Below are 13483 nucleotides of genomic sequence, written 5' to 3'. Positions count from 1 at the left end.
AATCTTCCTCCTATAAAAAATTTACTCGGGTAGTATATATTAAATTCCTGAATCTGGGTAGGGGAAATTCACCTTTGCTCTAAGTTGTATGGCGGGCATCGGGACGACCACTATACCCGAGGGGTCGACGTGATATCTTTGACGATCCCAATCTTCATCGAATCCTATTTCAGTGTCCGGGGGGATAACGTTTTGGGCATCCACAATGACCCTTCTCAATCGACACCGTTCCCCAATGACTACTCCTCTTCCTATTATACATTCCTCAACGTAGGCGCCGGGCTTTATAACGCAGTTTCTCGACAAAACCGATCTTTTTACGGTTGCCCCGATTACTTGACTTCCCTCCGCGCGAAGCGCGTCTTCCACGCTGCTTGAGGAGTTGTCCACGGAGAAGGTGAACCCTGGAGGGTCGGCATAGGATACGGTTCTGATCGGCCATTGCGGGTTGAAAAGATTTAAATCCGCATTTTCCTTGAGCAGGTCCATATGCGCCTGCCAGTAAGTTTTGATCGTTCCTACGTCTTTCCAATATGGCTTATCATTTCCCGGGATGGCATTTGTTTTAAAATCGTAGGACAATACTTTATGGTTTTTGTATAGTTTCGGCAATATATCTTTTCCGAAATCATGACTGCTGTCGGGATCATTTGCATCTTCAACTAATACTTCTTCTAAAATTTCCCTTTCGAAGATGTAATTGCCCATGGAAACAAAGCTAAATCCGGGCCGGTTTGGAATTTCGGGCGGGTTCTTCGGCTTTTCCAGGAATTCTACGACAAAACCATCTTCGTCCGTTTTCAGGCATCCAAAGGCAGACGCTTCGCCGACCGGCACTTCGTAAGCGGCTACCGTGCAATCCGCCTTTTGTTCTATATGTTTTTGCATCATTTGTTCTATGTCCATCTTATATACATGATCGGCGGCGAATACGCAAATACGGTCGGCATTGTAAATGGTGATCAGGTGTAGATTTTGAAAGACGGCATCGGCCGTTCCTTTGTACCAATGCTCGCCGGTCCACATTTGCGCGGGTACAACAGTTATAAAGAAGTCTCTGCCTCTCAAGGCGCCTCCAAACTGCCACCCTCTTTCAATGTGCTCGTTCAATGACTGGCTTCGAAATTGGACGAGGACGTATATGGAGAAGACTCCGCTGTTAACTAAGTTGGAAAGGGCGAAATCTACTATCCTATATTTGGCTGCAAAATGAACTGCCGGCTTTGCGCGGTGTCTTGTCAAGGGGGAAAGTCTCTGGCCTCGACCACCTGCTAGAACTATGCCCAACACCCTCCCGTACTTTCCATAGATCAAAAATGCCACCCCCATAAATAATTTCTAAGGTGTACTATATATGCTTATAACTATACCCTGTTATTAGGTTATATGACAAGACTAAAGCAATAGATTTTTGTTTTCGCCTTCCGGGACTCCCAGCAGTTCGAGGTATAGATTTGCGTATTCTCGTGAGGATTTGGACCAAGAAAAGTCGACTTTCATGCAGTTTGATATAATTCGATTCCAATGATTTGGAGAGTTCCAAGACGCCAAAGCCCTTCCAATAGCTCGCAAGAAAGCCTCGCTATCGTAAGAACTGAATAAAAAACCGGTTCCATCCGATGCGGAATCGGCATCTATAACTGTGTCTGCAAGCCCTCCTGTAGCACGACAAATGGGAACTGTTCCATATCGCATGGCAATTAATTGAGATAAACCGCAGGGTTCGAAATATGAAGGCATTACGAGCATATCTCCTCCTGCATACATGAGGTGCGATAGCTCCTCATCATATCCTATTTTAACGAATAGGCTGTCTGGAAATTGCAAGCACATATCCAATAGAGCTCTTTCGTAAATTTCGCTTCCTTCGCCTAAAACGATCAACTTGCAACCATGACCCGGAATGGCTTCTATGGAGGGCAATAATATATCCAAGCCCTTTTGTTCCGCGAGTCTGCCTATATATATTAAAATTGGTGAACCATCGTCTTCCCAGCCGCATCGGGATAATAAGGATTTTTTGCATTCTCTTTTCGGGGCAATGTCGTTCACGTCGTAATGTGCTGGAATAAGAGGATCTGTTTTGGGATTCCAATAGGAGTAATCGATCCCGTTGAGTATGCCCTTTAGCTTACTGTTGTACTTTTTTAAAACACCATCCAAGCCCATTCCATATTCCCTAGTCTGTATTTCCCAGGAATAGCGGGGCGAGACTGTCGTGACCATGTCGGAAGCTATAATTCCGCCCTTTAAAAAGTTGGTCATTCCGTAGTATTCCAACCCTTCTATATTAAAAGCCTCTTTTGGGATTCCCCATTGAATTAAGTTCGTTTCCTGAACGATTCCTTGGTGAGCAAGGTTGTGTATTGTGAGAACGGTATCATAATGGTTGGATAATGTCGAATAATACATGTGCCATTTAAGAACAGTTGCTACCATAGAGGTAGGCCAATCGTGAATGTGAAATATATGTGGATTCCAGTTGGTTGCCTTTTTAAATTCCATTGCAGCCAAGGAGAGAAGGAAAAAAGGTCTTACCGAGTTCATGTCCAATTGATTTGGATATACATCTGCCGAAAAGGATATATCTTCGATGTCCAGAAGGTAGACAGGGACCTCCTGGACATCGGTATGCCATAGTCGGGCAGGAAATACCCTCCACTCTAAAGGAAGATAAAGCTTGCGCGGTAATTTTTTTGCCTTCCCAATGATGCGATCCATAACTCCGGGGTAGAGGGGCAACAAAACCCTGCTGTCGATGCCAAGTTCTCTTTGTGCTTTGGGTAGGGAGCCGACGACGTCGCCCAGTCCTCCTTTTTTTGCGAGGGGGTGCATTTCTGAAGCAACGTGAAGCACTTTTATTTTTTTGAAAGGCGAAGACACCTCTTACCACTTCACTTTAATTTAGTAATATTTTGGGTGTATGCCATAGGCTTTTTCGCAATATTCTCTTACAACTCGATGAGTATTGAAATAGCTGGCATTTAAGGAAATCGTATTTTTCATCATTGAAATCCATTTGTCTTTATTTTGATAATACAATGGAATGACCTTTTGCTCAAGCACTTTGTATAACGCATCCGCGTCTTGGGACTCGTCGTAATTTACAAGCTCCACTTCTTTTGGTTCAGGCCCTATTGCCCACCCCGTTATGTCTTCTATCCAACCTTCAACCCACCATCCGTCCAATATGGATAAATTTAATACTCCGTTATGGGAACACTTCATTCCGCTAGTTCCCGAAGCTTCACGGGGTCTAATGGGCGTGTTGAGCCATACGTCAACCCCGGAGGTGAGCAGAGCGGCCAGCTCCATGTCGTAATTATCCAAGAAAACTACCGGGATTCTATCGGAAATCTCTTTAGAGATCTCTATCACGCGCTGTATCATTTTTTTGCCGTCTTCGTCGGAAGGATGCGCCTTTCCCGAGAATATTAGTTGTACTTTGCCGGCGCATATGTCAATTAATCTATTTATGTCTTTAAAGATGAGATCGGCTCTTTTGTACGCTACTGCTCTTCTGGCGAAGCCTATAGTGAGGATTTCAGTGTCCAGCTCTATTCCGGTTTTCTCGAGCACCTTGGATAGAAGATGCATTTTGTTTGCCTGATGGGCTTTCCAAATTTCATTATCGCCCAATTTGCTTGCCATGACCAATCTGGACGGGTCATTTCTCCACCCCGGAATGTTTTGGTCAAAAATCCTTTGCATACTTGAAGATGTCCAGCTTTTTGAATGAACGCCGTTGGTTATGTAGTCTATGTTTTCGGTATTATAAAGCTTTCTGCTTACGTCTCTGTGTTTTTTTGATACACCATTTATGTATTTGCTGTACTTGAGTCCGAAATCGACCATTGAAACGCCGCCGTTAGGCATCATCTGTTTTAAATAATCTACGAATACTGGCGACATGGTTCTCTCTATTAGGTCAAAGGAAAAATAATCGTGTCCTGCTGCCACTGGAGTATGCGAAGTGAAGACCACCTGTTCCTTAATTTTTTCGAAATCGATATAACCCTGTTCTCTAAGAAGTTCTAAAGCCAGAAAGCCTGCATGACCTTCATTAAGATGAAAAGTCTTTATATTATTGTAACCCAGATCTCTTAGGATTCTTAGACCCCCTATTCCTAAAATCATCTCTTGGCACAATCTGTATCTGAGGTCTCCTCCGTACAAATACCAAGTAAGGTTTCTATACTCGGGGGCATTTTTTTCATAATCGGTATCGAGAAAATAGACAGGTACAACATACCCCGTCTCCCCGACAATTTCATATACCCAAACACGTACGTATACCGAATTGCCCTCTATATCGACGTTTACTTCATTAGGAAGTAAGGTTAGATTTTTACCTGGTTCCCATTGAAAGGGTTCCTCAATTTGTCGTCCCTGTTCGTCGATCCTTTGTTTGAAATATCCCTGTTTATATAGGAGCGTAACCCCTACAATAGGTACTCCGAGGTCGGCTGCACTTTTCAGCACATCGCCGGCTAAAATTCCCAATCCGCCCGCATAGGTGGGAATGTCGTTCATGACGCCAATTTCCATTGAAAAATAGGCAACGGTTCTAAAGGCAGGGTCCATTTCCATCAGATGTGTAAGCGATGAGCCTACGGGTATATTGTAATTCATTGCGTCATTTCTGCTGTAAGATTCAACCATTAATCTACCACTCCTTCACTCTGATTGCGTAGAAAGTATAAAACGATTATTAACATAGACTCAAGAATTATATCATGTGGGGATATAGTAAGTCGCTTTTGCCCCTTTGATATTAAATACACTCAGGCCAAAAATTATGCTATAGTTATTACTATAACATTAACATTTCAATTGCCTCCGGGAGGTCAGATTGGATGAAGATATCCGAAATCGAAAAAATATTGCAGGCCAGTAGATTATTTGACACTGCAGCAATGGATAGCGAAGTCGAGTATGCCTTTGCATCGGATCTAATGAGCGATGTCCTTGCCTTTGCGTTGGCAACTTCGCTTTTAATAACGGGCTTAACAAATATTCAAATCATCCGGACGGCGACAATGTTGGATATGACCGGTATTGTGTTTGTAAGAAATAAGAGGCCCTTGGAAGAGGCGGTTGTCCTAGCCAAAAAGCTAGATATACCTATTTTATTATGTCAGAAGAGCATGTTTGAAACCTGCGGATTATTATATCAAGCCGGTTTAAAACCATGTCCTATTCTTCACAAGGAGTCGAGTTAAATTGAGCGAACCGCTAGTGTTGGAGTTAGAAGTTAAGCCCCTGGATTTTCTGGCTGCAGGAGAAACAGCCACCCAGTTTAAGGAAACGTTAAAATCTCTCGGATTGCCTCCCGAAATTTGCCGTAGGGCAGCTATCGTCGTTTACGAAGCGGAAATGAACATTGTGATACATGGCGGCGGTGGAGTTATGCGCCTCCAAGTTGAGGAGGATAAAGTTACCATAATGGCTGAAGACGAGGGCCCGGGAATCGAGGACCTGGAGTTGGCGATGCAGGAAGGTTATTCTTCTGCCCCCGACTTTATAAGGGAAATGGGCTTCGGAGCAGGAATGGGCCTGCCCAATATCAAAAGAAATGCCGATGAATTGTATATAGACACAGTGCCGGGGAAGGGTACAAAATTACGTGCAGTTATATACCTTAATAAAGGACGGTGAGTTGTTTGGCTCACGGCGTGAAAATCGTAGAAACATCCTGTAGAGGATGTGTCAACTGTATTAAATCATGTCCCACTGAGGCCATGAGGGTCATAGAGGGTAAAGTTCGTATTTTGAGCGAAATTTGTATCGCCTGCGGCGAGTGTCTGAGACGATGCACGCATAGAGCATTATTGCTTGAGGAGGATGAATGGGATTATATACTGAGCAAACGCCCCATGACGTTGGTTACAGACCCTTCCTTCTGCACGCAGTTTTCTTGGCCGCCCATCCCTGAGTTGATGGCACAAGCCCTATTTGAATTGAACTTCGAGCCGATCTTTGACGAATATGAAGCGGCTTACGATGTTACGGCTTTGGCCGTAGCAAGAGCCATAGAGAGCTCTTCGGATAACCTGAAGCCTCTCATTTCAACTTATTGCCCTGCCGTTGTCAGGTTGATTCAGATCAAATTCCATGAACTTATTCCCCATCTCGTGCAGGTAGAATCTCCCCTAGAGACGAGCATAGATCTTTGGAGAGCGAGGTCGAAAAGGCGAGACCCCGTTACCTTGGTTTCATCCTGTCCTGCGCGAATTGCCATGGTACGTTCTCCCGTTGGAAGGGATATAAGTTCTGCTGAATTTGCCATTTCCACGTCTAAACTTGCCCGAGAGGTGTTAATAGGCTCTGGTGACCCATCCAAAAAGGTGTCCGTCGATTATCCATTCCATGCTCCACGCTGGATAGCATGGGCTAAGACCGGAGGTGAGTCAATGCACGTCCGCAGTTTTTTGAGCAGGCCCATTAAAACTCTTGAAGTGGATGGGTTGCGAAACGTGATTAACCTTTTTCAGGAAATGGAATTGGGAAAACTCAGAGGTATCGACTACATCGAAGCCAGGGTTTGCGATTTGGGATGCATAGGCGGCATAGGAAATGCCGAATCTCGTTTTTTGAGCCGTATCAAGATTGATAACATGGAAATTGATTTTGATTTTAATGAGGAAAACAGGGAGGAGCTCGAGTCGATCTACGATGCGAAGATTTGGTCTCTCAGAGAAAGAATTGTTCCCATTGAACAGATGCCTTTAGGAGAGGATCTGGCAAAGGCTATGGAAAGATTGAAGCAACTACACGCTGTCTACGCTGATCTCCCACACCTCGATTGCGGGACCTGCGGCAGACCCTCATGCAGGGTTATGGCTGAAGATATCGTAAAGGGCGAAGGTTCGCTCGATGATTGCATCTTCAGATTAAAAGAACGCATTGCAGATTTGTCCAAGGAAATTTACGACCTTTCAAAGAGGTTGGTACATACAATGACGCCGGAGGGGAAATCATGAAGGTGAAGGAAATATGCGAAAAGTTAGAATTGAATGTGCATGTTCAAGGCGACCTTGACAAAGAAGTGCATCAGGGGGTTGTTGGAGATCTTTTGAGCTTTATAATGAGAACGGCACCGGAGGGAGCAGTGTGGGTTACTATTCAAAACCATGTTAACGTGGCTGCTGTCGCTGTTTTGAAAGACATCCCATTCATCGTGCTAGCATCAGGACGTGAACCGCTTCAAGAACTTATAGACAGCTGTCGGAAGGAAAATATTACTCTTACATCTTCCAAACAGGATGCATTCAATCTTTGCGGCAAGCTGTACGAGCTGGGAATAAAAGATTGAAGTCATGCACCTTTATTGGATGGACCTGCATGTTCATACTGTATTATCGCCTTGTGCCGAACTTGAGATGGGAGCAGCGGATATAGTAGGCAGGTGTTTGGATGAAGGGATTGATATAATAGCTATAGCTGATCATAATGCGGCGGCAAATTCAGTCGCTGTAATTAACGCAGCCAAAGATAAGCCGCTGACAGTTTTGCCGGCGTTGGAAGTTCAATCTCGCGAAGACATTCATACCTTATGCCTTTTTAAAACTGTCGAGGAGGCTTTTGCTTTCCAGGATTGGGTGTGGGCACGATTGGCTCCGGTGAAAAACGACCCCGATTTGTTTGGGTTTCAGTTAGTAATTGATCATGAGAACAATATACTGGAAGAAGTTGACACTCTCCTGCTACAGGGAATAGATGCATCTGTGGACGATGTTATAGAGAAGACAAAGTGCATGGGAGGAATTGCGATTTTAGCCCACGTCGACAGGCCGGCATATTCGTATCTTGCAGTGCTCGGGATGTTGCATCCTAATATGAATATAGATGCCGTGGAGCTGTCAGCGAGGTTGACTGCTCAGGAGGCTTTATACTGGAAGGAAAGTGTTTTAGATTATTCTATTATCAGATCCTCTGATGCTCATCGACTTAACGACATCCAAAGATGTCACTCGACGCCCATCTATTTGGAGCAACCTTCGTTTAATGACGTTTTTTTTGCTTTACATAGATATAATGATAGGAGGGTGAAGTGGCCGTGGTCGTAACATTTTCTACTTGACTCTTTTTTGGGAATATGATATCCATCACAAAGTGGAGAGAAATGATTTTAAAAAATATATACAATGGTGGTGATGATCGTGGCATTAGGCACTGTGGATGTTGTTGAAAAGACTAAAGAAATAGTGGCTCCGTGGAAGGGTAAACAGGGTGGTTTGATTCCCATATTGCAGGAAGTTCAGCGGGAATTCGGTTATCTGCCTGAAGATGCGTTGCTCACGATATCTAGGGAGTTGAAGATGCCAAAAGCCGAGATTTACGGAGTAGCGACATTTTATGCCCAATTTCATTTAAAACCCAGGGGGCGTCATATAATTCGCGTTTGCCGCGGAACCGCTTGTCATGTAAGGGGAAGTTTGCAGATTTTGGAAAAAATCAAACAAACATTGGGGATAGATGAGAACGAAACAACTGAAGACTTGCGCTTTACCCTGGAACCTGTGGCTTGCCTTGGGGCATGCGGTCTTGCTCCTGTCATGATGGTGGACGAGGATACGCACGGGCGCATGACTCCCGATAAGATACAGTCTATTTTGGATCGGTACGAATAAGCTTCCATGCTGGAGGATCTTTCTCAATATATCCTTGATATCGCCGAAAATTCCGCAAAGGCAAAGGCTAAGAAGGTCTTAATTGAGCTTACGATCGACAATAGGAACAAATCGATTGTTTTAAGGGTGTCCGATGACGGATGCGGTATGGACGAGGAATTTTTGCGCAAAGTAGAAGATCCTTTTACAACTACGAGAAAAGAACGAAAGGTTGGGCTTGGGATTCCCTTTTTAAAGCAGGCAGCTTCGACTTGCGAGGGCTTCTTTGATATCAAATCAAAAAGGGGAGAAGGTACCGTAATCGAAGCCGGCTTTAGAAAGGACCACATAGATTGCCCGCCATTGGGGGATGTTGCGGCCACTATAGCTACATTGATCATGGGATGGCCCGAATGTCGTTGGATCTTTAGGTATAACGTTGACGGAAATTCTTTCATGCTTGACCTTGATGATTTGCTCGAACATCTTGGCGATAGAGAATTGTTAAAATCTCCCAAGGTAGTTTTGTGGATTAAGGATTACATTCAGGAAAATATAGATTTATTGAATCAGAAAAAAGGAGGCGAAGACATTGCCTAAGATCAAAAATCTTGACGATCTGAGGAAAATTAAAGAAGAATCGAAAGACCTGACTTCGGCGCGATCGGGCGGCAAAAAGAAGATAATAGTGGGCATGGGCACTTGCGGAATAGCAGCAGGAGCAAGGGAGGTCCTCACTGCTATCTTAACCGAGCTTGACAAACGCGGTATCAAAGACGTAGCCGTCGAGACAACCGGCTGTATAGGCATGTGCCAATACGAACCGCTGGTTGACATAATCAGGCCGGGCGAGCCAAGGGTTACATACGGAAACATAAAACCCGAAGACGTATCCCGAATTATTGCTGAACATATGATTAATGGCAATATAGTTTGGGAAAAAGTTATCGGCAGAACGGATTAGGGGGAGTTGATCATGGCTATTTATCGTGCTCATGTGTTGGTTTGCAGGGGAACAGGCTGTACTGCCAGTGGCGCTCCAAGCGTAATGAAGGCCTTCAAGGACGAACTTGTCAAAAAGGGCTTAGACAGGGAAGTGATGTTGGTAGAGACGGGTTGTCACGGTATGTGCGAAATGGGGCCCGTGGTCGTCGTTTATCCCGAGGGGGCCTTTTACTGCAGAGTAATGCCTGAAGATGTGCCCGAAATAGTGGAAGAGCATCTCTATAAGGGGCGAATCGTTCAAAGGTTGCTCTATACAGTGCCCCAAGATATGGAAAAAGTTCCGTATTATAGAGATATACCTTTTTACAGCAAGCAGCATCGCATAGTGCTCAGCAACTGTGGTTATATAGATCCGGAAAAAATAGAGGAATATATAGCTCGCGATGGTTATATAGCCCTGGGGAAGGCTCTCCTGGAAATGACGCCGGAGGAAGTTTTGGATGAAGTGAAAAAATCCGGTTTGAGAGGCAGGGGTGGCGCAGGGTTTCCTACTGGGTTGAAGTGGGAATTTGCTCGCAAAGCCCCTGGGAATAAAAAATATGTCATATGCAATGCCGACGAGGGTGACCCGGGTGCTTTTATGGACCGGTCAACTTTAGAGGGAGACCCCCACTCTGTAATAGAAGGTATGGCGCTAGGGGCATATGCTATTGGTGCTGATGAAGGTTATATCTATTGTCGTGCCGAGTATCCCCTTGCCATTAAAAGACTTAAAATAGCAATTGCTCAGGCCGAGGAGATGGGGTTGCTCGGAGATAACATAATGGGCACCAATTTTTCCTTTCATCTGCATTTAAAGGAAGGAGCAGGAGCTTTCGTCTGCGGTGAAGAAACCGCTTTAATGGCTTCGATCGAAGGTCGTAGGGGCATGCCTCGGCCAAGGCCGCCGTTTCCGGCGCAACATGGTTTGTGGGGCAAGCCTACAAATATAAACAATGTGGAAACCTGGGCAAACGTCCCCAAAATTATCTTGAACGGCGCAGATTGGTTTGCCTCGATGGGGACGGAAAAATCTAAGGGAACCAAGATATTTGCCCTAACTGGTAAAATAACTAACACCGGTTTGATAGAAGTTCCCATGGGTATAACCATTAAAGAGATCATATACGAGTTGGGTGGCGGTATCCTGAACGGAAAAGAGTTTAAAGCAGTTCAGATTGGAGGTCCCTCCGGAGGTTGTTTGACTAAAGAACATCTCGATCTGCCCATAGATTATGAATCCTTGACCGGTGCCGGAGCCATCATGGGATCGGGCGGTTTGGTGGTAATGGACGAAGATACCTGTATGGTCGATGTGGCCAGGTTTTTCCTGGAGTTTACCCAACGGGAATCCTGCGGAAAATGCGTTCCTTGTAGAGAGGGCACGAAGCAAATGTTGTTAATGCTTGAGAAGATTTGCAAAGGTGAGGGAACGTTGGAGGATTTGAGCAAACTTGAAGAGCTGGCCTACATGGTCAAAGAAACTTCACTGTGCGGATTAGGGCAAACAGCTCCCAACCCTGTAATAACTACGATTCGCTATTTCCGGGACGAATACCTTGCTCACATAGAGGAAAAACGTTGCCCCGCCAAGGTCTGTCCGGCATTGATCAAGTACGTGGTAGATCCCGATAAATGTCGAAAGTGCGGTTTATGTGCCAGAAATTGCCCTGTCAAATGCATTAGCGGTGATAGACAGACTCCTTATTTCATAGATCAAGAGAAATGCATCAAATGTGGGACTTGCATGCAGGTCTGCCCATTTGGCGTTATCGCAAAAGTATAGCCGGCGGAGGAGGATTGGCATGAAAGAGATAACTTTGATCATAGATGGGAAGGAATGTAAGGGAGTACAGGGGGATACGATATTGGATGTCGCTAACAAGAACGACGTCTATATTCCCACCCTATGCTTCCAAAAAGGTTTAACACCTATAGGAGCCTGCAGGATGTGCGTAGTTCAGCTTGAGGGCAATCCCAAAATGTTGCCATCTTGCACTACGCCTGCTCAAGAGGGCATGGTTGTCATTACGAAAAACGAAAAGCTAAAAGACTATAGGCGCCAGGTTCTCGAACTTCTGTTTGCAGGAAGAAATCATTTTTGTATGTTCTGCTCGCAAAGTGGCGATTGTGAATTGCAGCGACTGGCCATTGAACATGAAATGGATTCGGTGAGATTTCCCTACCTTTATTCCGATTTCGAAGTAGATGCTACCGATGCGGATTTGATGATGGACCATAACCGTTGCATACTGTGTCAAAGATGCATCAGGACTTGTTCTGAAATCGTTGGTGCCCACGCTTTGGACCTCGAGCGTCGAGGCTGGCAAGCAAAAGTTATAGCGGATCTGGGAAACAGGTTGGCGGAAAGCGACACCTGCGTAAATTGTGGAGCCTGTGCTCAATCTTGCCCGACCGGCACCATCACTATCAGAGATTTTGCCTACAGGGGAAGGCGTAGCGATTGCGATGCCATGGTGGACAGCGTCTGCCCTTTATGTGCCGTTGGTTGCAAGATAAAGACTTATGTCCGCACGGGCAGCATAGTCAGAGTTGAAGGTACCGCTCAAGATGAACCGGACGGCGGGCAGCTTTGTCACATGGGTCGTTGGTGGTTGCCCGAATCGACGGAACGGGAAAGGGTTACAACGCCGTTGATAAGAGAGGGTGCCACATACCGTGAGGCAACATGGGAAGAGGCATTAGAGCTGGCGGCGTCAGAGTTTAAAAAGGCGTATAAAGAGGAGAAAGCCGGAGCGATCCTTTCAAGCCTGTGTACGGACGAGGAGTTGACGCTCTTTTCCACCCTTTTTAAGGATGCATTGAAGATGAAGTATACCGATTCCTTTGACGGAGACGTGATCCGTGGTTTTATCAAGGGATTCATGCCCTTCAAAGACCAGGGTGTAAGGCCATTTACCGCAGCGCATCACATCTTAGATAGCGATCTTGTTGTTACAATGTTCGCCGACCCTCAGAAGGAGGCTCCCGTGGTTGCAAGTTACATCCGAGTTGCTTGCCTGCACAAGAATGCAAAATTGCTGAATATTTCCTTTGGAGCATCACAATTCCCCGGTTTGGTCGATTTGGATGTTCAATTGCCCGAGGGACAGGCGCTTCCAAAGGCCCTCTCAAATTTGGCCGAAATAATCAGCAAGATCAGTGCTGGACCGTCTGAAATGGCCGGTTTTGGCGAATATGAAAGCGGAGCCGAATCTGCTTTATCGTCCTACAGGGAATCTATAGAAGAAAGTGCCAGAGCCATGGGGCTTGATCCGAAGATTGCCGAAGAGGTTGCCCTGATGCTTATATCGTCTAAGAAACCCGTCTTCGTAGTTGGAGGCAGGGCAACGAAATCGCACGAATTAGTTACCGCAGCCTGCAATCTCGCAATAGCATCGAAGTCTTTCTACGAGGACGGTTTAGGGGTGGTGCCGTTGTTGGTGAGTGCCAACAGCTTGGGAGCTCGAAACACCGTAGTAAGCGAGGATCCTTGGGTTACCAAAGAAAAAAGGGATTTCATGTACGTCTTTTCCACGGGCATGGTTCCCGAGGAGGAAGAAATTTTGGCTGCCATTTCTGCAACGCGATTTGTTGTGGTCCAAACTCCTTTTAAAGTTAGGCCCTTGGTCAACCTTGCAGACATACTTCTGCCAGCACCTGCGTGGTACGAAAGAAGCGGTCATTACTGCACCATCGAGGGAGAGCGCAGAAAGCTTAATACAATCGTTCCTCCAAAAGGCGATCTAAAGGGGCTGCATTATGTGATGGATGAATTTGCAAAGAAGCTGGGCGTGAAGCTTGGGAAGCCGGAAACGTCTCCTTGCGAAGAGGTTTTTAAATCGCAAGCTCGGGCCAGCGAGGCTCGCATAATTCCATTAAATTAG

13 protein-coding genes are annotated in these 13483 nt (G+C 45.5%); 10 read left to right on the top strand and 3 right to left on the bottom strand.

The annotated features are described in order from the left end of the window. Positions 1-39 precede the first annotated feature (39 nt). The 3 genes from glgC to glgP form a co-directional block, all read right to left on the bottom strand. Positions 40-1314, bottom strand: coding sequence for a glucose-1-phosphate adenylyltransferase (gene glgC / locus HMPREF1705_RS02540; RefSeq protein ID WP_057940644.1), 1275 nt, complete (start codon positions 1312-1314; stop codon positions 40-42). Between the two features lie 81 nt (positions 1315-1395). Further along, on the bottom strand, positions 1396-2883 hold the full coding sequence (gene glgA / locus HMPREF1705_RS02535) for a glycogen synthase GlgA (protein WP_040347734.1): 1488 nt from the start codon (positions 2881-2883) through the stop codon (positions 1396-1398). Between the two features lie 21 nt (positions 2884-2904). Further along, on the bottom strand, positions 2905-4662 hold the full coding sequence (gene glgP / locus HMPREF1705_RS02530; RefSeq protein ID WP_009200269.1) for an alpha-glucan family phosphorylase: 1758 nt from the start codon (positions 4660-4662) through the stop codon (positions 2905-2907). A gap of 194 nt (positions 4663-4856) precedes the next feature. Here glgP and HMPREF1705_RS02525 point away from each other — a divergent pair, with 194 nt between their 5' ends. The 10 genes from HMPREF1705_RS02525 to HMPREF1705_RS02480 all read left to right on the top strand — a co-directional run bounded on the left by HMPREF1705_RS02525 (position 4857) and on the right by HMPREF1705_RS02480 (position 13483). Then, positions 4857-5222: a hypothetical protein gene (locus tag HMPREF1705_RS02525; RefSeq protein ID WP_009200270.1), complete on the top strand. Its 366-nt coding sequence runs from the start codon at positions 4857-4859 to the stop codon at positions 5220-5222. A 1-nt stretch (position 5223) separates the two neighbouring features. Further along, positions 5224-5658, top strand: coding sequence for an ATP-binding protein (locus HMPREF1705_RS02520; protein ID WP_040347735.1), 435 nt, complete (start codon positions 5224-5226; stop codon positions 5656-5658). Further along, positions 5655-6983, top strand: coding sequence for a [Fe-Fe] hydrogenase large subunit C-terminal domain-containing protein (locus HMPREF1705_RS02515; protein WP_242603503.1), 1329 nt, complete (start codon positions 5655-5657; stop codon positions 6981-6983). Before HMPREF1705_RS02520 ends, HMPREF1705_RS02515 begins: the two co-directional genes overlap by 4 nt. Continuing rightward, complete coding sequence (locus HMPREF1705_RS02510) at positions 6980-7315, top strand: hypothetical protein (protein ID WP_009200273.1); 336 nt, start codon at positions 6980-6982, stop codon at positions 7313-7315. The genes HMPREF1705_RS02515 and HMPREF1705_RS02510 overlap by 4 nt, the downstream gene beginning before the upstream one ends. 4 nt (positions 7316-7319) lie before the next feature. Continuing rightward, positions 7320-8069, top strand: a complete 750-nt coding sequence (locus HMPREF1705_RS02505) for a PHP domain-containing protein (RefSeq protein ID WP_009200274.1) — start codon at positions 7320-7322, stop codon at positions 8067-8069. Between the two features lie 87 nt (positions 8070-8156). Next, on the top strand, positions 8157-8633 hold the full coding sequence (nuoE, locus tag HMPREF1705_RS02500) for an NADH-quinone oxidoreductase subunit NuoE (protein ID WP_040348316.1): 477 nt from the start codon (positions 8157-8159) through the stop codon (positions 8631-8633). 6 nt (positions 8634-8639) lie between these two features. Beyond that, complete coding sequence (locus tag HMPREF1705_RS02495) at positions 8640-9212, top strand: ATP-binding protein (protein WP_009200276.1); 573 nt, start codon at positions 8640-8642, stop codon at positions 9210-9212. After that, positions 9205-9576, top strand: a complete 372-nt coding sequence (locus HMPREF1705_RS02490) for a (2Fe-2S) ferredoxin domain-containing protein (RefSeq protein ID WP_009200277.1) — start codon at positions 9205-9207, stop codon at positions 9574-9576. Before HMPREF1705_RS02495 ends, HMPREF1705_RS02490 begins: the two co-directional genes overlap by 8 nt. A gap of 12 nt (positions 9577-9588) precedes the next feature. Continuing rightward, positions 9589-11382, top strand: coding sequence for an NADH-quinone oxidoreductase subunit NuoF (nuoF, locus tag HMPREF1705_RS02485; protein ID WP_040347739.1), 1794 nt, complete (start codon positions 9589-9591; stop codon positions 11380-11382). A gap of 19 nt (positions 11383-11401) precedes the next feature. Further along, positions 11402-13483 (top strand): molybdopterin-dependent oxidoreductase, encoded by a 2082-nt coding sequence (locus HMPREF1705_RS02480; RefSeq protein ID WP_009200279.1) that lies wholly within the window; start codon positions 11402-11404, stop codon positions 13481-13483.

The organism is Acetomicrobium hydrogeniformans ATCC BAA-1850 (genome assembly GCF_000160455.2).
In the GTDB taxonomy this organism is placed as follows: domain Bacteria; phylum Synergistota; class Synergistia; order Synergistales; family Acetomicrobiaceae; genus Acetomicrobium; species Acetomicrobium thermoterrenum.
Note: the sequence above shows the minus strand (reverse complement) of the source record. Positions and strands in the feature narration are given on the sequence as shown.